This window comes from Oleiharenicola lentus (genome assembly GCF_004118375.1).
Lineage (GTDB): Bacteria > Verrucomicrobiota > Verrucomicrobiia > Opitutales > Opitutaceae > Lacunisphaera > Lacunisphaera lenta.
The window spans coordinates 900711-924755 of the sequence record NZ_SDHX01000001.1 but is presented as its reverse complement, the minus strand read 5'-3'; the positions used below and the strand labels follow the sequence as shown (position 1 = coordinate 924755).

18 protein-coding genes and 1 other RNA gene are annotated in these 24045 nt (G+C 62.3%); 8 read left to right on the top strand and 11 right to left on the bottom strand.

Translation table 11 applies throughout. The annotated features are described in order from the left end of the window. Positions 1 to 7: 7 nt before the first annotated feature. The 6 genes from ESB00_RS03780 to rpsT form a co-directional block, all read right to left on the bottom strand. Entirely contained in the window at positions 8 to 625 is a 618-nt protein-coding gene (locus ESB00_RS03780) for a hypothetical protein (protein WP_129046397.1), read from the bottom strand. Beyond that, the gene (locus tag ESB00_RS03775; RefSeq protein ID WP_129046396.1) at positions 600 to 1640 is read right to left on the bottom strand and encodes a hypothetical protein; all 1041 of its coding nucleotides are present in this window, start codon (positions 1638 to 1640) and stop codon (positions 600 to 602) included. The genes ESB00_RS03780 and ESB00_RS03775 overlap by 26 nt, the downstream gene beginning before the upstream one ends. A 234-nt stretch (positions 1641 to 1874) precedes the next feature. Continuing rightward, positions 1875 to 1976: an AURKAIP1/COX24 domain-containing protein gene (locus ESB00_RS03770; RefSeq protein ID WP_083270211.1), complete on the bottom strand. Its 102-nt coding sequence runs from the start codon at positions 1974 to 1976 to the stop codon at positions 1875 to 1877. A gap of 66 nt (positions 1977 to 2042) precedes the next feature. Further along, complete coding sequence (locus ESB00_RS03765; RefSeq protein ID WP_129046395.1) at positions 2043 to 5213, bottom strand: UvrD-helicase domain-containing protein; 3171 nt, start codon at positions 5211 to 5213, stop codon at positions 2043 to 2045. Continuing rightward, positions 5210 to 8098, bottom strand: coding sequence for a PD-(D/E)XK nuclease family protein (locus ESB00_RS03760; RefSeq protein WP_129046394.1), 2889 nt, complete (start codon positions 8096 to 8098; stop codon positions 5210 to 5212). Before ESB00_RS03760 ends, ESB00_RS03765 begins: the two co-directional genes overlap by 4 nt. Positions 8099 to 8130: 32 nt before the next feature. Further along, on the bottom strand, positions 8131 to 8394 hold the full coding sequence (gene rpsT, locus ESB00_RS03755) for a 30S ribosomal protein S20 (RefSeq protein ID WP_129046393.1): 264 nt from the start codon (positions 8392 to 8394) through the stop codon (positions 8131 to 8133). Between the two features lie 195 nt (positions 8395 to 8589). Here rpsT and ESB00_RS03750 point away from each other — a divergent pair, with 195 nt between their 5' ends. The 5 genes from ESB00_RS03750 to ESB00_RS03730 all read left to right on the top strand — a co-directional run bounded on the left by ESB00_RS03750 (position 8590) and on the right by ESB00_RS03730 (position 13452). After that, the gene (locus tag ESB00_RS03750; RefSeq protein ID WP_129046392.1) at positions 8590 to 10203 is read left to right on the top strand and encodes a CHASE4 domain-containing protein; all 1614 of its coding nucleotides are present in this window, start codon (positions 8590 to 8592) and stop codon (positions 10201 to 10203) included. After that, positions 10200 to 10886, top strand: coding sequence for a response regulator (locus ESB00_RS03745; RefSeq protein ID WP_129046391.1), 687 nt, complete (start codon positions 10200 to 10202; stop codon positions 10884 to 10886). Before ESB00_RS03750 ends, ESB00_RS03745 begins: the two co-directional genes overlap by 4 nt. A 68-nt stretch (positions 10887 to 10954) precedes the next feature. Continuing rightward, positions 10955 to 11452, top strand: coding sequence for a type IV pilus modification PilV family protein (locus tag ESB00_RS03740; RefSeq protein ID WP_129046390.1), 498 nt, complete (start codon positions 10955 to 10957; stop codon positions 11450 to 11452). After that, a complete protein-coding gene (locus ESB00_RS03735; RefSeq protein ID WP_129046389.1) occupies positions 11421 to 11993 on the top strand; it encodes a hypothetical protein in 573 nt (190 codons plus the stop codon). Before ESB00_RS03740 ends, ESB00_RS03735 begins: the two co-directional genes overlap by 32 nt. A 55-nt stretch (positions 11994 to 12048) precedes the next feature. Next, positions 12049 to 13452: a DUF7305 domain-containing protein gene (locus tag ESB00_RS03730; RefSeq protein ID WP_129046388.1), complete on the top strand. Its 1404-nt coding sequence runs from the start codon at positions 12049 to 12051 to the stop codon at positions 13450 to 13452. A 58-nt stretch (positions 13453 to 13510) separates the two neighbouring features. Here the strand turns inward: ESB00_RS03730 and rnpB are convergent. Next, positions 13511 to 13918, bottom strand: an RNA gene (gene rnpB, locus ESB00_RS03725) — RNase P RNA component class A. After that, entirely contained in the window at positions 13919 to 14626 is a 708-nt protein-coding gene (locus tag ESB00_RS03720) for a zinc ribbon domain-containing protein (RefSeq protein ID WP_129046387.1), read from the bottom strand. Between the two features lie 255 nt (positions 14627 to 14881). On the opposite strand from ESB00_RS03720, the gene gyrB reads away from it, so the two are divergent. Further along, positions 14882 to 17389 carry a DNA topoisomerase (ATP-hydrolyzing) subunit B gene (gene gyrB / locus ESB00_RS03715; protein WP_129046386.1) on the top strand — a complete coding sequence of 836 codons (2508 nt, stop codon included), beginning with the start codon at positions 14882 to 14884 and terminating at the stop codon, positions 17387 to 17389. A gap of 50 nt (positions 17390 to 17439) precedes the next feature. After that, the gene (gene gyrA, locus ESB00_RS03710) at positions 17440 to 20007 is read left to right on the top strand and encodes a DNA gyrase subunit A (protein WP_129046385.1); all 2568 of its coding nucleotides are present in this window, start codon (positions 17440 to 17442) and stop codon (positions 20005 to 20007) included. A 65-nt stretch (positions 20008 to 20072) separates the two neighbouring features. On the opposite strand, the gene ESB00_RS03705 is transcribed toward gyrA, so the two are convergent. Then, on the bottom strand, positions 20073 to 22163 hold the full coding sequence (locus ESB00_RS03705) for a spermine/spermidine synthase domain-containing protein (protein ID WP_129046384.1): 2091 nt from the start codon (positions 22161 to 22163) through the stop codon (positions 20073 to 20075). Positions 22164 to 22291: 128 nt separating this feature from the next. Between ESB00_RS03705 and ESB00_RS03700 the strand changes: the two genes are divergently transcribed. Beyond that, the gene (locus tag ESB00_RS03700) at positions 22292 to 22771 is read left to right on the top strand and encodes a PTS sugar transporter subunit IIA (protein WP_129046383.1); all 480 of its coding nucleotides are present in this window, start codon (positions 22292 to 22294) and stop codon (positions 22769 to 22771) included. Between the two features lie 45 nt (positions 22772 to 22816). Here the strand turns inward: ESB00_RS03700 and ESB00_RS03695 are convergent, their stop codons facing one another. Next, positions 22817 to 23422, bottom strand: coding sequence for a hypothetical protein (locus ESB00_RS03695; RefSeq protein ID WP_129046382.1), 606 nt, complete (start codon positions 23420 to 23422; stop codon positions 22817 to 22819). A 44-nt stretch (positions 23423 to 23466) separates the two neighbouring features. Next, positions 23467 to 24039 carry a PEGA domain-containing protein gene (locus ESB00_RS03690; RefSeq protein ID WP_129046381.1) on the bottom strand — a complete coding sequence of 191 codons (573 nt, stop codon included), beginning with the start codon at positions 24037 to 24039 and terminating at the stop codon, positions 23467 to 23469. Positions 24040 to 24045 lie beyond the last annotated feature (6 nt).

Genomic DNA, 24045 nt, shown 5'->3' with positions numbered 1-24045 from the left:
GTGCTCCTTATTTGATCTTCAAAGTGATTTCAAAAACCATGAAGCCGCCGGCAGGATCACGGTCCAAACGATTCAATGTAACAGAGGAAAATACTTGGGTGAATCGTTCGTTGGCTCGAAGCGTATCGACATAGCTTGAAGTTATTCCACTCGCCAAATCCGGACTGCCTGCCACTCGACCACGAATCTGGAATTGTGAGTTCTTTGGATCAACTATCCGGGAATCAATATATTCGATAGAGATATCCTTCGGGAGAGTCTCGCCTAGCACGGCCACAAATTCTATCGGGGTAATGGGCACCTGCATGAATGCGATTGCCTCGGTAATTTTCTTTTCCTCGTCGGCAAAAGCCTTCGCCAACTTGATGGCGTCATCGTTTTGCTTGCGGTTATTTTCGATTTGTCGGCTCGCCTCGGTGATCTGTTGGCCGATGTTGTGGTTGTCATATTCCCTGAAACCAAGCCACAGGAGCATGGCCACGGCAGCCGCCACCGCTGCGGTATTGATGAAGAAGGTGGTGCGCACCACCTTGGTGTCCGGCAACCTTTCAAAGTCGCGGAAGTTGGGGTGCCAGAGCGGTGCCGTTAAAGGCTGCGCGTCACTTTTTTTCTTCAGGGACAGCATTTTGGTGAGTGGCAAGAAGTGAAAAAAGCCCGATCCAGCGCTCTTCCGGTTGTCCAAGGCTTACGCCCGGGGCCAGTTGGATATTTAATGACTCCAACCATGGTACTAAGTCGACTTTCAATGGAGCTACTCCGAGGGCACTCGCCATCGTTGCTCCAATCCAGCTCAAGCTGGAAGGTAATTGGGTGCAAACCACGTTGCCAATCGATTGACCGGTTTGGACTTCATAGAAGCCGATGGAGGATTGGAGTTCCTTGAGCAACTTCTTGACCAAGACCCCACCCATGCTGGTGAAATCAAATGTATTCGAGTAGAACAATTTCTTGGCCGATTCCTCATCCTTCAGTCCCAACTCCTTCTGAACGACAGGTATCATTGCTGCAATACCGCTAGGAATGGGTCGGGAGATATCCACCCCATCGGCACTCAAAATAAAACTTTGGGTGTTTTCCTGCCCGATCTCCAAGAGGAGAACTGGTGTCTTGGACTGCTTGAATTTGAGGTAATTAACCATCCCGCCAAGGGTGGCCAAGCTACCCAATTCAAGGCGTTCCGGGTAAACCCCCATCTCCAACAATTTATCCTGAGTGCTGACTACATCCTCTGAAGGAAGCCCACAGAAGAGGACCTCTTTCTGCGTTGCCTTGGCCTGATCGTATTCGCTGCCATCATCGGGATTCAGCGCCTTGATCGTATATTTGTCAGCCTCGACCCGAAATTGCTGAGTATAAATCTCCCCAAAATAAGCAGGATCCTTAACCCGTTTTACATCGAGCGTATGCCGACGCACCAACCGCTTGGCAGGATAAACCCCACATGTGGCATGAATATAACCACTGGAGCCTTTCCCATCGGCACTTTTGACCCAGGAGACCATGCCTTCAGCATCGCCGGAAGGCAGTTCTTTAAGTTCCTCAACAAGGAAAGGCGCATCGGGCTGAGAGAGGCGCGCCATCAAAGCGACGTGTTCGCCGATTTCGACGCAAAACCCTTTGGTCTTTTTTGAAAAAAGCATGAGGGGCGCTGGTGTGTGGGTGCCGGTTTTTGAAAAATGGCATTCAGACTGTTAATCTAAACATCCATTTGCAGGACATGCTGGATATGGGGCACTTAGCTATCTGACAAGCGCAAAACCATAATCCTTTTTCGGGAGCCTAATACTTTCCCTTATGTTTTACACCCACTCCATTCGTTTTGAAAAACAAAGCCCGCCTTTCGGGCGGGCTTCTTAAAATAGAGCGCAGCTAAATCACTTTTGCCATGTGCGCTTCTTGTGGCGGTTCGCCTTGAGGCGCTTCCGGCGTTTGTGCTTCGACATCTTCAGACGACGTTTCTTCTTAAGGTTGCCCATGGTAAGAGTAGTTAAGCGGGCAACGTGCGAGCGCCCTTCCACGGTGTCCAGCCCGAATTTTTCCCCTCAGCATCCCGCTGCGACCATTCTACGCCATCGGGTAAACACAACCCAAGCCTCAACGGCTGATAATGGCAGACCGGTCAACCTGGCCACTGCCTGACGATATAGCTGCATCTGACCGTCGTGTTTCGCGACGGCGGCATTCAGCTGCTCAGTCGAAAGACGGTCCGTTTTGAAATCATAGATCCTCGCCCGAAGAATTTCGCCCCCGGCGGTTCGCTCGATGACCACACGGTCCACCGTCCCTGTCACCCAGACATCATTCCAGATCATCTCAAAGGATCGCTCCCGCCAAACCTCGCCTATCCTATCACCGCTTGGTTGAGACCAAATTGCGGCCAGTTCCGGCGCATTCAAAACCGCTTTGGCCTCCGCCTGTGCGCTCGGGCATCCAATCTCACCAAAAATAGGCGGCTCATCGCGCCACCAATCCACCTGGGCAAGAAGCCGGTGAACTGTAATTCCAAAATCGGCCGAGTCCCCTACTCGCAACGAAAACAATTGGGCCGCCTTGGTGAATTTTTCCTCTCCTGCGGCCGATGGTCTCAAAGATTGATAGCGTCTCGCCGCAGGCCTGCCCAAAGCGAGATGCACCGTCCTTGCCGGCGTTTCCTCCGGCGAAGCCAACTCGATGGCCTCATGCCACAACGCATCCCCTTCCGACCATGCTCCCTTGAGTCGAAGCCTTCCCACACCCACTTCTCGGGGCTGCTCAGAGCCTCCGGCCAACGATGCAGCCAGCAAACGCGGGTAGTTCCGTGAGGTTGAGTCACCCGGCGGTTCCGTAACCAGGTAGAGTCCGCGCTTGGCCCTCGTCAGTCCCACATAAAAGAGGGCCAGCGCTTCGTAGCCCGCTTCACTTTGTGCTTCGCCAAGGTGCGAGGCCAACACGGCATCATTTTCCGCAATCGCCTTGGGGGGCATATCCATCACCCAGTTTATCGAGCGATCCGCCGACTTGTGCACGGCGAGACCGTCCCGCGCCTGATCAAGGCGCTGGCCCTCAAGGTCAGGCAACACCACAACATCAAATCCGAGACCCTTTGACTTGTGGATGGTCATGACGCGAACGACCGCGGCGCCTTCCTGCTCTCGCAGGGTGTAGCCCTCCATGAAGGCCACAAACTCCGCAACCTCTCGGCTGCCAGTCGCATCGAAGAGCCTCGCCGCATCAACCAATTGCCGCGCCCTTTCTCGACTGAAAAGGTCATCCGGCTCCAGCTGAGATTCCACCGCACGCACCCAGAATTCGACGCTGCGTTCGAGCCCGCTTTCATGGATTTGTCCGAGCAATCGCTGTGTCAGCTCCTCCGGTGTGTTCACACCCTCGTTGGTCAACACTACCCCATACGACGACATTCTGGCATGCTCCCAGGCCAGGGAATCACCGGGATGCGCCGCCGCCTTGAACAGGGCAAGCAGCGCCGCCCCCAGGGGATTGTCGATGCAGACCGGGCGGTCCGACTCGGCCACCGCGGGCAATCCACCCGCCCGGCGCAGGTAGTCCGCCAACTCAGCTGCCGCTTGGTTGGTTTGCATCAAGACGGCGCAGGTCATCCCACGCTCAAGCGGCCGCAGCTCCCGCAGCAGCCGCAGCACTGTTTCATAGCGACCGGCTTCGTCGTCGGCCAGCAACCACGCAGCTTGGCCGGTGCGCCCGGGCAGGGCCGACACATGCGGCCGCCATTCATCGTTCCACGCGGCGCTCATCGCTCCGGGGAACAAGCCCGCGAGCGTGGCGGGTTGGCCGAAAACATCATTCACCATCTTGATGATTGGCGGTCCTGACCGCCACGACTCATCGAGGTGCCGCGTCGCAATGGCGCCCGAAGCCGCCGCGGTGTAATGCTGCCGAATCTCGGCAAACAGCCGTGGGTCTCCCTCACGCCAAGTGTAGATCGCCTGCTTGACGTCTCCCACGCAGAAAAAACTTCGCCCCCCGGTCGGATCCTGCACGGCTTCATCAATCAGGTTTTTCAGGACGCTCCACTGGCCGTAACTCGTATCCTGAAATTCATCCAAGAGCCAGTGGTCGAATTTCGCATCAAGCCGGTAGTCGATGAAAAGACGATCTCGGCCGGCCTCGCTGGAGAGGACCGGCGCCCCCGCCTCGGGATCCAGCAACCGCTGGACATCAGCGAAGGTGAGTCGTCCCGACCGACGCACCAGCGCATGGTAGTTTTGCTCGTAGCCGCGCACCACCGCATGGATGCCACGGGTTGTTTCGAGGCGGCGCGTCAGTTCTCCGCCCATGACCGAACGCATGACCTGATCCAACGCTTCGCAGGCCGGTCCGAAAAAACTCATGCGCTTGCGCATCACCATGACCTCGGCGTTTCCGCGCCGGATATCAGGCCAGACCGCCAGGCAGTTTTTAAGGATGAGTGACATCGCCCCGCCCCAGTCCGCTCCCGGCGCCCAGCCGGCCATCTCCGCGAAAAAATCCTCCCACTTGGCAAGCTGTGCCGCCGTCATGCCCGCCCAGGGCAGGTTTGCGCGCAAGCGGGCCAGCGCCTCCTCCTGTGGAGGCGGCGGCAGGCAGGGGTTGCCGTCCGGCCAGATGCGCGCTGCATCGCCCCATTTTTCCGGCTCGGGCGCGTTCAGATATATTTCCTGGTGCTGGTCAAGAAAGGCATCGAGCTGCCAACCAAGTCTCTTTTCCTCGCGGCCGAAGGTCGCGCGCTTGAAGGCTTCGATGAATTCGCGCTGGGCCTCGTCAAGTCTGCCGGAGCGTGCGAACATCCGGCGCAGCACGCGGCGCCGCTCCTGCCGCTCAGCCTGCGGCTGCAGCATCTCAAATTCTCCGCCCAGACCCAGCTCAAGCGGGAACGCCCGGATGATTCGCGCAAAAAAACCGTCCAAGGTCCCGAGTCGCAACCGCGGCATCGCCTCGGTCACACGGCGCAGCAGGCCAAGAAACTCCGCCCGCCCCAACTCAGGCCGGCCCGTCTCTGCAGCCAGCTGACGGGCCCGCTCGGCGTCCGCGGAGGCGGCGGCCAGTTTCTTGAGAATCTCATCGAAAAACTCGCCGGCGGCTTTCTTGGTGAACGTCAGCGCCACGATGCGCTCCGGCGGCGCCCCTTCGGCCAGCAACCGTACGAATCGCCCGGTGAGGGCATAAGTTTTGCCCGAGCCCGCCGAGGCCAGAATCATCTCATGTCGCGTGGCGCTCATATGACCGGCTCCTCCCACCGGATGCTTGCCGCCGCCCCCCCGTGAAACAGCGAGGCAAACTCGTCAAACTCGGCTTCGCGACCGCTCAGTTCTATGGGCGGCGAATACTTTCCTGCCTTGATGGCTGAGACGACTCCCTTGGCGCAGTTCCAGGCCGAGGCTTCCAAATCGGCTGAAAATTCCTCCCAGGCCCGCAGGCCGGTTTCACCCGCTGCCTTGGGCAGGTTGAAGTAGCCGCATTCCAAGGGCGCACCATCCGCCTCGGCCGCCAGCACGCGACGGTAGAGTGGCAGCTGGAGATCACTCCACACCCGCGGCTTTGCGCCACCCGTCCAACAGGCCCAGTCCGGCAGATCCTCACCGTCCTTCCGGCCGCGCAGGTGCGCTTTGGCCGGGTCCACCGCGCTGTCGGAGGTCTTGTAGTCGAGCACCCGCCATGCCCCGCTTTTTTCATGACGCTCGATGCGGTCGATCTTGCCGGCAATCACGATGCCCTCCACGGGCAGCTCAAACTTTCTTTCCACCTCGGTGATCACCCAGCCTTCGGCGCGCTGGCCCGCTTGCACTTCGGCGGCCCGGGACAACCGCTGCCGCGCCGACTCCTGCTGCACGAGCAAGGGAAGCGTGAGGGCGCGGCCATAGCGGGCAGTCATCCGCCGTTCAAAATCCGCCAGCAGGAAATCACGAATCACGCCCGCCTCCGTGCACTCGCGCATCGCGGCATCGCGGGCCATCGCCTCCAGTGATCCATGGCACAGCGTGCCGAAGTCAAAGGCATCCATCTCACTCTTGCCCGGGTCCACCGCCTGCATGCCCAGCACCTGCTGGAGGTAGAATCGCAACGGGCAACGCAACCAGCGCTTCAACGCCGTAACCGCCACCCTCGTGGGCGGATCTCGCCGTGGCAAAGTGAGACGCCACGCGCGTCGCCACGCCACGGCCGGACCGGGCAAGGCGGGCGCACGAAACAGAAAATGGACGCGGGCCGGCAACTCGGGATCCGCGCAACGCAGCAACAGTCGTGATGGCCTCAGTGGCTCGCCTTCGGCCGAAAATTTGCCGAAGAGCAAATCCAGACGCCCCTCCGCGGAGCGGGACGATGCCAGCGTTTGGAGCAGGAATGCATCACGGGCGAAGCGCACCTCATTGGATTTCAACCCGAGCTTCACGCGCAGGGACTCCGGCAGAAAGGCATCGCCGGCGACGGCCTCGGGCACACGTCCGTCATTGAGGCCGGCCACCACCAGATGGGGCGCATCTTCCCACGGAAGTTCCAGCCAGCCCTGCAACTCCAGCGCCCGCGCGGGCTTTTCCTCAGCCGAACGCGAATCGCCAAACAAACTGAGGGCGATCTGCCACCAGTCTGCGCGCTCCACGACAAACCGGCGCTCCTCCCCTTGCGCGCACTGGCGCACAATCTCCATCCAGGTTTCCGCCGCCTCGGTCCAACCCCGGGAAAACGCCTCGCTCCGGGAGGAAAACAATTCGCCCAGCGCCGCGGCCACGCTGGTGCTGAACGGGCCCGTGGTCAGCCATTCGCGCAAGCGCCTGATCTCCGCCAACTCGCCGGCGAGCGCCGGAAAACTGCGCAACTGCAGTGCATGATATTCCGCTCCCTCCAGATCGGCGGGCAGATGCCGTGCGTGCAATTCATCCAGTCCCGCCAACCACTGAACCGCCGAGAAGCCGGCCCCGCGACGGGCCTTGAGCCAGGCGAGCACATCGGGACAGCGGGCGAGTGCAGCCACCGCCGAAAACTCCGGCGCCTTGGCCAAGGCGGAGAGCGCCGCGAGCAGATGGTAGAAGCCTTCCTGTCGTCTCAGCCGCCCCTCAGGGTTGAATACCGGCAAGCCGGCCGCCCGCAGGGCGCTCTCTGCGACGGGCAGCACATCACCATCCGCCACGCCCGCCGCCAGTTTTCCTTCCTCACCGGCATAAGCCCGGGCCTGAAGCACCAGGCGGGCCGCCTGCGCAGCGGGATCAGCTTCGAGCTGCACCCGCGACTCAAAGTCCGGCAAATCAAGCACGCGACGTGCCCATGCTTCTGGCCGCGGACGCCCCCACTCGTCGAATTGCGCGGCCTCCGTGGACGGAGCATGCACCACCACCTCGACCGGCAGGCTGCGTGAGTAGGCCGCCAGGATCTGCACGGCCAACGGCAGAGGGTCAGGCACCGCGATGATCACGATCCGCTTAACCCCGGCCGGCACGACCGGATTCTGCGCGCCGGCAATCTTCGCCGCCTGAGCATCCGCCAACCCATCCCGCCCCAGCCGAGCTGCATGGAGTTGTTCGAGTGCGCCCAGCTGGCGCCAGCGCTCGCTTTCGGCAAATTCACCCGCCCGCGCTCCGACGTCAGCCAGCCGCAGCCCGCCCTCGGCCAGCTCCTGCTGCACCCTCATCAGGGTCCGGGCCAGCCCGAGCGCCCAGGCGAAATTCCGCTCCGGGGGATCAACCGGGATCACGGCACGGCAGCCACCGGGATCAATTTCCCGCAAAACCTCGGTCCAGACGAGCAATGACTCCAGCGGCGAAGCCACTCCCTCGCCACTGGGCGGTTGGATCAACTGGTCCGGACCCAAAACCCGAGGTGCGAATACCGCCTGTTGATGCTTGGCCGCATGCACCGCCAGTGCCTCGCGCAATCGGCGTCCCGCCTGCCGCGTGGAAACCACGATCAAGACCCCGGTCAGATCCAAAGCCTGCTTGCCCGACCAACCAGCGGCCAGAAAATCGACCGCCTGCGACAGCAGAGGCCGGTCCCAAGGCAGGAAATGACGGCGGGGTTGAACAGGCGGTTCTGTCACGACCGGAGACAACAGCGATGCGCGCATGCTCGGCAATCCGCATCTGCCGGACATAAAAAACCCGCGGCGGTGAGGCACGCGGGTTAAAGGGAGAAAGCTGAAGCTTCGGCTTACTTTTTGGCGAAAATCACCTTCGCGTATTGCGACTTGTGGTGGGAGGCCGCGTTGCGATGGATGACGTTGCTCTTCACCGCGCGGTCCAAGGCGGAGGTGTAGGCGATGGCGGCGGCGCGGGCCTTCTCGGCATCGGGGCCGGCTACGGCGGCCTTGGCTGCCTTGGCCAGGGTCTTCAGGCGGGTCTTGATGGTCTGGTTGCGCGCAGCAAGACGGATGGACTTGCGGGCGGCTTTGATAGCGGACTTGGTGTTGGCCATGGCTTAAAGTAAGATTGGAAGGGGCTAAAACTCAGACCCGGCCCGATGAGTCAAGGGAGTTTTATGGGCCAGGATTCCCCTATCCAACCGCGGGGCCTGCTTCAGCAGCAACAACCCCGTTCAGGCCAAGCTCAGGGCATCGGAGCACTTTGCCTTTGTCTCCACGAAGTCCCCACCCCATCGTGAGTTATCCCCATGACGATCCGCTCCCGACTCGTTCTTCTGCTCATCGGACTGGTGCTCATCTTTGGATTTTCGGTGGCAGGTCTGAGGCTGTCGCATCGGGGCGAGACTGAGAGCATCCAAGGGAGCATGCGGGCGGAACGCCACCGTTTGCTTGATCGGATCCTGGAATTGACCGGCCGGAGTCTGGCCAGTTTCGCCAGTGAATACTCCCTCTGGGACGAGATGGTGCGATACGTGGAAAAGGGCGACCCTGATTGGGCGGCCATCAACATCGACCCCTCTCTCGCCAACTTCGACACGCAGGGAGCGTGGATTGCCGGCCCGGACAGCAAATTGCTCTACATGGTGTTCGACCCTAATATCGGCCCGTTGCCGGCCCCTCCGTTCGATCAACCGGGATTTATCGACGTCCTGCGCCGGGAAAAGTCGCTCCATTATTTCCAGCAAACCGCGCGAGGGTTGATGGAGGTGCGCACGGGACCCATCCTGCCTTCCGCCGACATCAAACGAATGGAAACACCCCGCGGGTGGTTCCTGGTGGCAAGATTGTGGAACGATGCCCAGCTGCAGCGCCTGGGTGAGGCTCTCCAGGGACAGGCGGTCTTGGTGGCGCCCGAGGAGAGAGCTCCGACTCAGTCCGATACCATGCTCACGCTGGAGCGCCCGTTAGCCGGCTGGGATGGCCAGGTTGTGCGCAAACTCCGGATAGAGCACGATTCACCAGCGCTGGCCCTCCTGTCGGCCAGCAACCGGGAGGAGATCGTCCTGTTCCTCGCTTTTGGCGCACTGCTGATCTTGGTCACAGTCCTCACGTTGACGCACCAGGTGCTGCGGCCCCTGCAGCAGCTCACCGTCAGCCTCGAAACTGACAGCCCTGCGTCGATCCTGGATCTCCAGCGCCGGACGGACGAATTTGGCCACCTCGCCCGGCAGGCAGCGCAATCCTTTCTTCATCGGAGCGCCCTGCGCGAAAGCGAGGCGCGCCTTCGCCAATGGATGACGCTCCACGACCGGCTGGCCCGCGACATGCACGACGGAATCATCCAATCGGTTTATGCCGCCGGCCTCGGCGTGGAAAGCGCCCGAAACCTGCTGAAAAACGACCGCACCGCCGCCGATCAGCGTCTCGTTTCCAGCCAGCGCATGCTGAACGACGCCCTGTGGCAGTTGCGCACCTTCATTCAACTGCTCGAGCCCGAAAACACGCACGGCCAGACTCCGGCGCAGTCTCTCTCGACTCTGGTCACCAACATGCAGGCGCTGCAGCCCGTGCCTATCATTGCGGAAATCGATCCGGCAGCCGCCACGCGAATTCCGCCGCAGCATGAGCTCCATGTCCTGCACATGGCGCGCGAAATCCTGAGCAACGCGCTCCGCCACTCCGGCGCAAAACAAGTGCGGATCAAACTGACCACGCAGGCGGACGGCCTGGTCCGGCTGGAAATCAACGACAATGGCAACGGCTTCAATCCCGCCGCCCGCTCCGGCTCCGGCCGCGGTCTGGCCAATCTCACCGCCCGCGCGAAGGAGATCGACGCCCAATTGGAAATCAATTCCACCCCCGGAACGGGAACCCGCATTGCCTTGCTGCTCAAAACTGTCACCATAGCCTCATCCTCATGACCACTACCCACAGCATTTCCGTTCTGATCGTAGACGACAGCGAGCTTGTGCGCGCCGGCCTCAAGTCGCTGCTGGACCAGCGCGGTGAAGAGCAGGACTTCCAGGTGCAGGTAATCGGCGAAGCGGCCTCCATGAGCACCGCCGTGAGCGAAGCCGGCCGGCTGAACCCCGATGTGGTGCTGCTCGACATCCGCCTGCCCGACGGCTCCGGCCTGACGGCCTGCCGCCAGATCCTCGCCAACAGCAGTGACGTGAAGGTTCTCGTGCTCACCTCGGTGATCGACGACAACCTCGTTTACGAGGCGATGAGCAGCGGCGCCCACGGCTACCTGCTCAAGGAAATCGACGCGCAGGGGCTGTGCCGCGCCATCACCGACGTCGCTGCGGGCAAGTTCATCCTCGATCCCTCGCTCACCACCCGCGTGCTCAACCTCGTGCGCAGCGGCGGCAATGTGACACCCGAGCAGAACAAGCTCGCCATCCTCTCGGCCCAGGAACGACGGGTGCTCGCCCTCGTCGCCGAGGGCAAGACCAACAAGGAGATCGCCGAGCAGATGGGGCTGAGCGACAAGACCGTGAAGAATTATCTCAGCAACGTTTTCGAGAAGCTGAAGATCAACCGGCGCTCCCAGGCCGCCGTGATGTATCTTGAGCATCGGGGGCGCCCTGACATTCGGCCCTAGCGCCTAGGGCCGCAATTCTGGGCCCAACGCCTGTTACGGCGCCGCGCCCTTTGGCGTAAGCTGGGGGCATGCTCACCGCCCCCATCCCTGGCACTACCGGCCCTGCACGCCTCCGCCGTGCCCGCGAGGCCGGCATGACGATAGCCGAGGTCATCATGGCCTCGTGCGTGATGGCTTTTGCCATCACCACCTCGATCACCGTGATGCAGTCTGGCTTCACGACCATCGACACCGCCCGCGGCAACACCCTGGCCTCCCAGATTCTGCAGAGCGAAATCGAGCGCATCCGGCTCATGAGCTGGGCCAAAGTCACGGATCCGGACCTCATGATGGGCGAACACAAAGTGGACCTGAAGGAGGTCTTCAGCACCAACAGCGAGCTCGCCGGCAAGTTTTCCCTCGTCCGCACCGTCAAGGACGACAGCACGCGTTCAGGTGAAGCCGTGGACATCTACCTCCAGGTCCAGTGGCAGTCCTACGACGGCCGCCGGCACCAGCGCAGCTTCCAAACCAAATACGTCAAAAATGGCCTCTATGACTACTACTACTCACTCGCCGGACCGTAAGCTGCGCTCGATCGCGGCCTTCACTCTCTCCGAGGTCATCATCGGGGCGAGCATCTCGTCGTTCATCATGGTTGGCGTACTTTCCACGTTCCTCTTTCTGGGACGCAGCGGGGCCAATGTGCAAAACTACAATGACATGGAGGCTCAAGCCCGCCAGGCGCTGGAAATTTTTGCCCAGGACACCCGGCAAGCGAGTGCAATTACTTGGAACTCGGCAACCGACGTGACTCTCACGGTGAACACCATCGGCATCCGCTATTACTACCAACCGAAAACCGCGTCTTTCATCCGCACCAACAACAACACCGGACAGGAACGCACGCTGGTGACCGGGATCGTGCTCTTTGACTTCAAGGCCTACGGCATAACGGGATCAGCCCTTCCGCTGACCTCAGCCACCGAACTGACATCAGCGTCCAAGAGCACCAAGCAACTGCAGATTTCCCTGGAGAGCACCCGCAACACCCGGACGGTCGCCCGCGCCTCGAATACCGTGCTCTCTGCCCGCTTCATTCTGCGCAACAAACGCGTCACCACCTAACCCAACCCATATCATGCATACCACGATGAACCTCCGTTCCAACCGCGGCTCCGCCATGATCGTGGCGCTGATTCTCTCCGCCGTGGTGGCCATTTCCCTGACCAGCTATATCCGCCTCGGGGTGACCAGCCAGCGCATCTCCAACCGGGCGCTCTACAACAATGCCGCCATGAACTTGGCGGAAAACGGCCTCGAGGAGGCGATGTATTCCATCAACAAAATGGTCGCCGACGACACCTATGACTGGTCCGGCTGGAAAAACGACGGCACCTCCGCCAACTCCAGTGCCTGGGCCCGATTCCCGGCAAATGGAAATTTCACTTTCGATCAAAACGCCACCGGCTTCGTGCGGGTCTATGTTCAAAATTACAAGGGCGTCTCGGCTCCTACCATTGTGACCCGCGCCACGATCACCCTCGGTGGCGTCGCATCCGCTCCCATCGAAAAGTGGGTGGAGGTTACTCTCGCCAAGGCCTCCAAGTTCGCCAACGGCCTGGTGGCCAAGGACACCATTCTCTTCAAAGGCAATAACGCGACAGTGGACAGCTGGAATTCGGAATCGGCCGGTGTGGGGACATTCACTCCCTTCAGCGACTCCGTGAAAAACGACAGGGGCTCCGTTGGCAGCGTCTCCGTTGCCGTGGACTCCGTGCTGGTCAAGAATGCCGATGTCTGGGGCTATGTCTCAACCAACAACGCGGAGGACCCCACCGACAATGTCGGCACCAATGGTTCTATTCTCGGCAAAGATTCGACCTATGATCCAAGTAGCTGGACGACAAAAAACGTGGATCCCAACCGGGTTTCGACCCAGTTCTCCGCCAACTTCGACCCGGTGACCACTCCGGCCACCACGGCAACCAACATTGGCACGATAGGTTCAGCTGGCACGTATGGCACCGCCGGCACGGCCACCACCGTGCTGTGTGATAACATCAGCTTCTCCTCCAAAAACACCATTGTGGAGTTCGTGGGTGATGTGACTCTGATCATCAAGGCTGGCGTCGGTGAACAGGCCATCAAGATCGCCGGCAGCGGCTCTGGTTTCCGAGTCGCGGCCAACTCCAGCCTGAAGATATACACCGCGGGAGATATCGATCTCACCGGCCAGGGCATTATCAACGTGAGTGGCGCTCCCAAAAGCGTGCAGATCTACGGCACCAGCACGAGCACCAGCACCGACCAGGACATCAAGATCGCCGGCGGCGGCGCGTTCGCCGGCGTAGTTTACGCCCCCAACGGCAGCGTCACCATTAACGGCGATGGCAGCGTATGGGGCTCCATCGTGGCCGAGGACATCACCCTGACCGGCAACGCCAATTTTCACTACGACGAATCCCTCGGAAACATGGGAACTGGAAATCCTTTCCGCGTCTCGAAATGGAAGGAACTGACCATGGAAGACGAGGCGGACACCAAGTCCGATCGCAGCGGCTATCGTAAATTTCTGGATTTCTGATTCCTGAAACTGGCGCGGGGCGCGCCGCTTTCACGACGCGCCCCGCATGTTTTTCAGACTAGTTCCGAAGCCGGTAAGCCGGATTCTGTGCGGCGCTTGCGCGCCGCGATCTTCATTTCTCTCAACGTCCGCCGAGGCGGACCTGCCCGGCCGTGGCCTGCTTGCGCAGAACCCGGCCGGATGCGACTAACCCGCGGCTGTGGGCCGGGCCGGCCAGCCGCCTATTCAGTCTTGCACCGGACTGGGTTTTTCGTGCCGCCGTCGTTGCCTTCGGCGCGGTGGGCTCTTACCCCACCTTTTCACCCTTACCCGGCGGTTGCCCGCCGGGCGGTTTGTTCTCTGTGACACTGTCCATCACGTCGCCTTGACGCGCCGTGTCCCCCCTTTCGCGGGGAATCCTGCCCTGTGGTGTCCGGACTTTCCTCTCCGTATTCAATGAACCCGGAGCGAAGATCTGGCTCCGAAACTAGGGGGCCCAATAAACGATCCGCCCGCACTGGTCGCAAGTGGCAATTTCCATCCCGGTCTTGGCCGCGGAGGTGATGTGGGGCGGAACCTTCAGATGACAGCCCCCGCACTTGTCGCCGCTCACCGCCACGCAAACCGGGTGGCCGGGCTTCACGGCCAGACGATCATAGACTTTAAGCTGCGTCTCGGGCACCGCCGGCCGCGCCGCGCCTACCGCCTCGACCGCAGCCTGCAACTCGCCCTGCAGCTGCTTTTCGCGCTCGCGCAGGGTGCGGATCTTCGTCTCGTGGCCGGAAATATTCTGCTTCAGCTCGGCTTCGGCGGCGGCAAAGCGCTTCTTCGCCTCATCGATCTGGAACATGACCTTCAGTTCGTCCTCCTCAAAGCCGCTGATGATCGCCTCGGTTGTCTCGATCTCGTGGGTCAAAGCACGATATTCGTCGTTTTTACGCACTTCCAGCTGCTGGGTCTTGTATTTGGCCACCTTGCCCTCGGCCGAAAGGATTTCGGTTTCCAGGAGCTTTTTCTTCGACTCCAGGCCGTGCCACTCCGCCTTCGCGGCCTCGATGGCCTGTTTCTCCGCCGTGATACGCGCCTCGACGGCGGTTATCTCGCGCGGGACGTTTTTCAATTGCTGCTCGAGGGTCAGTCGCCGGGTGTCGCGTTGTTGTAGTTCGATCAGGGGGGCGATGCTGAAAGCGGCCATGTTGCGGTCACGATGCGATGCCCCGAGGCATGGTCAACGGAAACTCTTGCGCGTAATTTCAGACGCTTTCGCCGCACCCAGACATGCCTTCCGTCGGGACATTGTCACATCACTTGCCTGAAATTCATTAGCCGCTATCCATCAGTTATATGAGGAATAATCCAGCCGCATGAAAAATACCTCCGTTTATCCCTAGAAAACAGTTGTCCAATCCACCGATTTCCCAGACGTTTTTGGCTTACTTTTTTGACCTGAATGTCCGACCAGAACGACGCCCCTTCCGCCCCGCAAAACCAGCCCTCCGCCGAGTCCTACGACGCTTCCAAGCTCGGCAAACTCGAAGGTCTCGAAGCCGTCCGGAAAAAGCCCGGCATGTATATCGGCGGCACCGATGAACGCGCGCTCCACCACTGCGTTTCCGAGGTGCTCGACAACTCCGTGGACGAACATCTCGCCGGCCACTGCAAAAAAATCGAGGTCGCGATCCACGTGGACGGCTCGATCTCCATTCGCGACGACGGCCGCGGCATCCCGGTGGACATCCATCCGCAATACAAAATTCCCGGCGTCGAGATGGTGCTCACCACCCTCCACTCCGGCGGCAAATACGGCCAGGGTGGCTACAAGTTCTCCGGCGGCACCCACGGCGTCGGCGCCAAGTGCGTGAACGCCGTCTCCGAGTGGTTTGAGGTCGAGGTCTCCCGCAACGGCCAGATCCACCACATGACCTTCGAGCGCGGCAAGACCACCAAGAAGCTCGAGGTCATCGGCAAGGCCAAGGGCACGGGCACCCTCATCACCTTCAAGCCCGACCCCGAAATCTTCAAGGAAACCACCGTCTTCAAGGCCGAGACCATCAGCCGTCGCCTGCGCGAACTTACCTTCCTCAACTCCGGCCTCGAAATCACCTTCGTGGACGAGCGCCCTGCCGACCCCAAGCCCGAGACCTACCTCTACAAGGACGGCGTCATCGAGTTCGTGAAGCAGATGAACCAGGGCAAGAACGCCCTGCACCCCAAACCCGTCCGCATTGCCAAGGAGTCGCACACCCAGATTGACGGCAAGCCCGCCGAAATCCACCTCGAACTCGTCCTCCAATACAACGACTCTTACAACGACCTCGTCCTCTGCTACACCAACACCATCCACAATCCGGATGGCGGCACGCACCTCTCCGGCTTCCGCAGCGCCCTCACCCGCGCGATCAACCAGTTCGCCAAGGCCAACAACATTCTCAAGGAGAAGGATCCCCAGATCACGGGCGACGACGTGCGCGAGGGCCTCGCCGCCGTCATCTCGATCAAGCACAGCGACCCGAAGTTTGAGTCGCAGACCAAGGTCAAGCTGCTGTCCCCGGAAGTGGAGTCCATCGTTGGCTCCGCGGCCTACGAAGGCCTGATGTTCTACTTCGAGAGCAACACGCCCGTCGCCAAGCGCATCATCGAGAAGTCCCTCATGGCCGCCCGCGCCCGCGAGGCCGCCCGCAAGGCCCGCGAGACCATCCGCAAGGGCGCCCTCTCCGGCGGCGGCCTCCCCGGCAAACTCGCCGACTGCTCCGAAAAGGACCCGGCCGTGTGCGAGCTCTACATCGTCGAGGGTGACTCCGCCGGCGGCTCCGCCAAACAGGGCCGCGACCGCCGCTACCAGGCCATCCTCCCCCTCCGCGGCAAGCTGATCAACTCCGAGAAGGCCCAGCTCGACAAGGTCCTCTCCAACGAGGAAATCCGCACCCTGATCACCGCCATCGGCACCGGCATCGGCACCGGTGAGGACGAGTCCGCCTTCAACGCCGACAAGGCCCGCTACCACCGCGTCATCATCATGACCGACGCCGACGTGGACGGCTCCCACATCCGCACCCTGCTCCTCACCTTCCTCTACCGCCAGATGAAGGGCATCATCGAGCGCGGCTACGTTTACATCGCCCAACCGCCGCTCTACAAAATCAAGCGCAAGAAACGCGAGCAATACGTGGACAACGACGAGCAGTTGAACCGCATCCTGCTCGAACTCGGCGCCGAGGACATCCTCATCTCGCCCGCCGCCGCCGGCTCGCCCCCGCTCGCTCCCGCCGCCCTCGACCAGATCATCGAGATGCTCGCCGCCCTCGACAAGCTCGGCCACGGCATCACCCGCCATGGTGCCGGTCTCGCGGAGTATCTCGACCAGCAGAACCAGGAAACCCACGAGCTCCCGCGCTACATCGCCCGCATCCGCGAAGGCAACAAGGAGAGCCACCAGTTCCTCGCCGACGACAAGGCCCGCGCCGCCTTCATGGCCGCCAATCCCGACCAGCCCGCCGCCACCGCCTCGGCCGCCCCCATGGTCACCCGGCGCGTCACCATCCACGAGATCTTCGAGGCCAACGAACTCACCAAGCTCCTCAAGGCCCTCGCCAAAGCCGGCCTCGACATCTCGTCCTTCGCCCCGTCCGCCCAGCCGCGCTACGTCTTCACCGAAAACGCCGCGACCAAGAACGAGACCAAGGCCGAGCTGTTCTCCCCGCTCGAAATCATCGGTCAGATCCGCGCCAACGGCCGCAAGGGCCTCAGCATCCAACGCTACAAGGGTCTCGGTGAAATGAACCCGAAGCAGCTCTACGAAACCACGATGGACCCCGACAAGCGCCGCCTGCTGAAGGTGAACATCGCCGACGCCGCCAAGGCCGACGCTCTCTTCACCCTCCTCATGGGCGACGAGGTCCCGCCCCGCCGCCAGTTCATCGAGGACAACGCGCTCAACGTCCAATATCTCGACGTCTGATCGTATCCCGGTCCACCGCCCATCGCCCTTAGCCCATCGCCCCTTCTTCCGTGTATACCGCTAACGAAAAACTTTCGACGGCCAACATCACCGACATCATGCAGACGGCCTACATCGATTATTCGATGTCGGTCATCATCTCGCGTGCCCTGCCGGACGCCCGGGACGGCCTGAAGCCCGTCCAGCGCCGCATCCTTTACGCGATGCTCCGCGAAGGCCTGCTGCACAACCGCGCTTTCGACAAGTGCGCCGGCGTCGTCGGCGAGGTGCTCAAGAACTACCACCCGCACGGCGACTCCTCCGTTTACGACACCCTCGTCCGCCTCGCCCAGTCCTGGGTCATGCGCTACCCGCTCATCGACCCGCAGGGCAACTTCGGCTCCGTGGACGGCGATCCGCCCGCCGCCTACCGCTACACCGAGGCCCGCCTCCGCGATGTCGCCGAGGAACTCCTCAAGGACATCGAGGAGGAGACCGTGGACTTCGCCCCCAACTACAAGGAGTCTACCACCGAGCCGACCGTACTTCCGTCCGCGCTGCCGAACCTCCTGATGAACGGCTCGACCGGCATCGCGGTCGGCATGACGACCAACATCCCGCCGCACAACCTCGGCGAGATCATCGCGGCCGCCTGCGCCATCATCGACCGGCCCACGATCTCGGTGGACGAGCTCGTCACCTACATTCCCGGTCCCGATTTTCCGACCGGCGGCTACATCAACGGCCGCGCCGGCATCAAGTCCTACCTCACCACCGGCCGCGGCATCGTCCGCACGCGCGGCAAGGCCCACACCGAGGAGCTCAAGGGTGGCGGCGAACAGATCGTCATCACCGAGATCCCCTACAACGTGAACCGCGCCACGCTCGTGCTCCGCATCGCCGAGCTCGTGCGCGAAAAGGAGATCGACGGCATCCGCGACCTGCGCGACGAGTCCGACGAGAACACCCGCATCGTCATCGAGCTGAAGCGCGGCGAGCAGTCCCAGATCGTCATCAACCAGCTCTACCAGAAGACCGCCCTCGAGTCCTCCTTCGGCGTCATCCTGCTGGCCCTCGACAAGAAGCGGCCGAAGCAGATGAACATCAAGGAACTCCTGGAGTGCTACATCGACCACCGCCGCGACGTGGTCACCCGCCGCACCCAGTTCCGCCTCGCCCGCGCCAAGGAGCGCGCCCACATCCTCGAGGGCTACATCATCGCCCTCGATAATCTGGATGACTTCGTGAAGATCATCCGCGCCTCCAAGGACAAGGAGGAGGCCAAACAGCGGCTGATGGCGAAGTATCCGCTCTCCGAGATCCAGACCAATGCGATTCTCGAGCTCCGCCTCTACCAGCTCACCGGCCTGGAGCGCGGCAAGATCGAGGCCGAATACCTCGAGCTCATGAAGCTCATCGAGGAACTCCAGGGCATCCTCGACTCCGAGGCCAAGCTCCTCGCGCTGATCAAGCAGGAGCTGCTCGAGCTGAAGGAGAAATACGCCTCCCCGCGCCGCACCGAGATCATCGACGACGCCGGCGACCTCCGCATGGAGGACGTCATCCCCAACGAGGGCGCCGTCATCACCGTCTCGCACCTCGGCTTCATCAAGCGCACGCCCGTCGCCGAATACCGCTCCCAGAAGCGCGGCGGCAAGGGTGTGATCGGCGCCGAGACCTACGAGGACGACTTCGTCGAGAATCTCTTCACCGCCTCGACCCACGACTACGTGCTCTTCTTCACCAGCACCGGCCAGTGCCACGCGAAGAAGGTTTACGACATCCCCGAGGGCACCCGCACCGCCAAGGGCAAGTCCGTCGCCTCCTTCCTCCGCCTGACCAACGGCGAAAAACTCGCCGCACTCCTGTGCGTGAAGGAATTCACGCCCGAGCACTTCGTCGTCATGGCCACCAAGAGCGGCGCCATCAAGAAGACCGCCCTTGCCGAATACGAGGGCGCCACCCGCGAGGGCGGCATCCGCGGCATGAAGCTCGCCGAGGGTGACGACATCGTCGGCGCCATCCTCACGAACGGTTCCAACGAAATCATCCTCGTCTCCCACCAGGGCCAGGCCGTGCGCTTCTTCGAGGGCGCCACCGAGACCGACGAACCGGCGGAAGGCGCCGAGTCCGCCTCGGCCGCACCTGCCGAGGGCGAGGAAGTCGAAGGGCCAAAACTCGGCCTGCGTCCGCAAGGCCGCTTCACCGGAGGCGTCACCGGCATGCGCTTCAAGAAGACCGGCGACTACCTCCAGGCGCTCGAAGTCTGCGACCACGAGGCCCGCCTGCTCGTGGCCCGCGAGGACGGCGTCGGCAAGCGCACGCCCTTCGGCGACTATCGCAAGACCCGCCGCGGCGGCACGGGCGTCATCGCCATCGACCTGCCCGACGACGGTTCCGTCGCCGTCGCCGGCGCGCTCAGCGTCCGCGACACCGACGAGGTGATGCTCCTCACCGCCAAGGGCCAGAGCATCCGCACCCGCGTGAAGGAAATCCGCGAGACCGGTCGCGGCGCGAAGGGCGTCCGCCTCGTCAACCTGGAGGAAGGCGACAAACTCCTCGCCATCGCCAAGGTCGTCGAGTCCGACGAGCAGGAAGCTGCCAACTCCAACCCGCCCATGGAGGTCCCGCCGGCTTGAGGTGGAACCCGCGCTCCGTGCGGGTTCCCTTGTCTCCCCAAGGCGCGCCATCCGGCGCGCCTTTTTTATGCCGCCACCGCGGCCGCCTTCCGCCGCAGCAGCAGGAAGGCGGTCAGGTAAAGCACGAGCGCCATCAGCGCCGTTGAGCGCAGGCCGCCCAGCATCGAAAAATACTCCAGGCATCCGCCGAGCACCGCACCCAGTAGATTGGCGCCGAGCGCCGCGGCCGGTTGCGCCGCGCGCGCCAGCAGCAGCGGCACGATCACGCCCGCCAGCCCGACCGGCAGGCCGGTCAGCAGGCCGCCAATGATGCCACGCGGGAGCATCGGCAGCGTGTTCAGCCAACCGACCGGGAAGAGGTAAAGGAACGCCACGGCCGCGAAGAGGGCCAGGAACCACGGCTCGGGATTCTGCCACTGCCAACGCTGCACCGCCAGGTTGGCCAGCAGAACCATCGTCAGGATACCGCCGAAGACCGCGGAGTTTACCACCCACGTCGAGCCAAACAGCAGCGACAGGCTGGTCACGCCGCGCGTCTCGATCAGCAGGAAGGCGGCTCCCATCAGGAACAGCGGCCAGTCAAAGGCCGCGCCCCCCCGCCCGATGCCAAAGACCGGCCGCACGGTGGCCGCCGTCGTCGTGAGAATCAGGGTGAGCACGATCAGATAGCCCCACGGAAAGACTCCGGGCGTGATGTAGAGGAACGGCCAGTCGTCGCTCGGCGTTTGCGTCCGCTCCATCGGCATGAGCGCGCCCACGGCCACGCGCCGGGCCAGTTCCGCCTGGCTGAGGTGCGCCTTTTCATTCGGCACGATGAATGTGACCGTGCCGCCATGCAGCCGGGAATAGAGCGGTAAGGGCTTGCGGCCGGTTGCTTTGGTGATGGTCCAGAATAGCCGGTCCACAAACCACTGCCCGGCCATGCACGAAAGCGACAGCGAGAGATGGCCCTCGGGGGAAACCCGCTGCCAAGCCGCGCGAATGCCCTCCTCCGTGTAAACGTAGTTGTCGAGCCGGAGCGTGGACATCGCCGAGCTCATCGCATGCGAATCGAGCAGGCCGTAGCAGACCACGTCGAACATCCGGCCGTCCCGGCTGCTGAAATAGGCGCGGGCGTCGTTCACCACCGGACGCACCCGGGGGCTGTCGTAAGGGCGCTCGGGGTGCATTTCCTTTCCGATGGCGATGATGCGCGCGTCGATATCGACGCTGGTGATGTCGGCATAACCGTTCCGCAACGCCGCCTGCACATCGTTGCCCGTGCCGGCCCCCACGATCAGGGCCGACCGACGCTGCTCATTCACAAGGAAGGGCAGATCATACAGCTGCCTCAGCTCCCGCAGCGTGGGCGTCCGCGGGTCCTCGCGGGCCAGCACCTCGTCGCTGAGGTCGAACATGTATTGGTGGAAGTCGCGGTTGACCTGCAGCTCGATGCCGAGCGAGGCGTTGTGAACCAGCTCGATGCGGTTGTATGGCGAATAGACCACCCCCCGGGCCGTGAACTGCCCCAAAATCACGATGCCGACCAGCAGGAGCGCCCCCCACCACCGGCGGGTCAGCAAAACGAAGGGCAACCCGCCGCAAACCAACCACCAGGCCGGGCCGCATTCCAACCAGGACAAAATCGTGAAGCCCAGGATGCCCAGCAAGGACCCCGCGAGGTCGGCCGTGTAGGCCCGCAGCACCTTTGCCCGCGCAAAAAGGATACCCAGCGGCGCACCGGCGCAGACAAATACCAGCACGATTAGCGCGAGCAGTCCGCAAAAGATGCCCAGGTTCCGGGCGAACATCCACGGATCGGCCGCCACCTGCTCCCCGCCCCACAGCGTGATCGCGTGATCCGGAAAGCGCAGATGCACCAACCCCAGCTGGTCCGAGAACCCCAGGGGCAACGCCAGCAGCAGGAGCAAGGGAAAGAGCCCGTGGATGAGCCCCGGCCGCTTCCGCCCGAGCGCCACCCCCAGCCCCATGCCCAGGAACGAGGCGATCAGCACCAGATTGTTGAAATACGCAAAAACCCGCACCTGCCCGGAGGTCCACCGGATCAGCGCGAGTTCCAGCGCCAGAATCCCGAAGGTCACCAGTCCGATCTGACCCAAGGCCCCGCGCCCTTCCTTGGCCCACCGCGTGTCCGCCATCCATGTGCTGTTCACCATCACCGACAACTCCGGCCAACGCCCCGGGGCACGCAATCCCAAACCGCCGGCCGGCGCGTCACGCGAACGCCCCACTTCCGGCCTTGCGTTCACCGGGGCCGTGAATCTTTTCTTGGATTCTCCCGACCATGGCCGCCCGTCTCTCCAGTCTGCTCGCCCCCGAGCGCATTGTCCTCTCGCTGCAAAGCGCCAAGCGCACCGCCGCCCTCCAGGAGACCGCCAAGCTGCTCGAGGCCGACCCGAGCGTCGTCAATTTCCAGGGATTCTACAACGAGCTGCTCGCCCGCGAGCGCCTCGACACCACCTGCCTCGGCAACGAGGTCGCCCTGCCCCACGCCCGCACCGAACACGTGAAGAAGATCGTGCTCGCCGTCGGCCGCAGCACCAACGGCGTGCTCTTCGAGAACTCGAACCAGACCGTGAAACTCATGTTCGTGCTCGGCACGCCCAAGAACAACCCGACCGACTACCTCATCCTCGTCGGCGCACTCTGCCGCCTGATCAAGGACGAATCCAGCCGCGCCGCCCTGATGGCCGCGGCCACCCCCGAGGCCTTCATTGCCACGGTCATCGAGCTGGAGAACAAGCTCCTGGGCCCGGTCAAATAACCCAGGCGCGGCTGTCCGCCGCGCCTGGACCGCTTCCGCGGAGGATCATTCCTTGAGGGCCACCTTGGCGTCCTGCGCCGCGTCCGTCATCAGTTTGAACAGGTGCAAGTGCAGGATCTGGTTAATTTTTTCCGCCGGCTGGCCGCTGATCGCGTAAGTGGAGCCTTCCGTGGGCCCGCCCCCGTAGGTTTTGGCCAGGAGGGTGGTCCCGTCCGGAGCCAGCAGCTCAACGCTGAGCTCCATGTCCACGATGGGCGTGATCGCAAAGCCCAGGTTCTTGAGCTGATTGTAGGCGTAGCTGAACTTGTTTACCTTCGGTTTGACGATCAGCCGATAGCCCTCGGCCCCCGCCGCATCATTGCGGAAATCCGCTCCGCCGGCGAAGGCCGCACCGAAAACCTTTAGCGCAACCTGCTTGGTGATCTCGCCCATGGGCAGCGTGAGGGTGGTCCCGCCACCCGTGAAACTGGTGGGCTTGCCGGAGAACTGCCACTGGGCGTCCACGTCGCTGATTACGACGAGGCTTTTGCCATCAAGCCCCAGACGGACGGCGTCCTTGGGCAAATACGAGGGATTGTAACCGGCATTGAAGGCGCACCCGCTGAGCAACAGCAGCGCAACCGAGAACAGGATCGGGCGGATGATATTCATGAGGAAGGATGGGTTGGAGGGAAAAACAAACGTGGGACGAGGCCTCATTCGGACTTGTTTGGCGCGGCAACTCCGCCACCAGGCGAGTCGGCACTGGCGCCGGCGTTTCCTCCGGCTGGCTCCTCTTTGGCCGCAACCGGAGGTGCGGCCGAAGCCGTCGGCGTGTCCGGTCCGGGAGCTGTGGTTTCGGGTGGCACGGGCGGCGCTTTTTCCGCCACCGGAATCACCATCGGTTTAAGCGTCACGACCAGCGGGTTCGGCTTGTGCGACAGGGCTGCTCCCGTGGCCATGTCCACACCGATGCCGATCACGCCACCAATCAGGGCGTTGCCCGCCACCCCGGCGGCTCCCTTGCCCGCCACACTGGAATGCAGGATATGCTCCTGCGCTTCGTAGCCGGGCAGGGATATGGTCACGATCAGGTCACCCTTCCGGGGTACCGTGAACGTGAACGGCGTCCGGCCGGTGAAGCCGTTTGAGACCCGCACGTCCGCCCCGGACGGGGTTGACTGGATCATCAGGGTTTCAGTGGTTCCTCGCGTCACGGTTGCGCAACCGGTGAACACGAAGGCGTTGATCAACGCGAACGACAACAAGCAGACTTGGGGTAGGTTCATACAAGC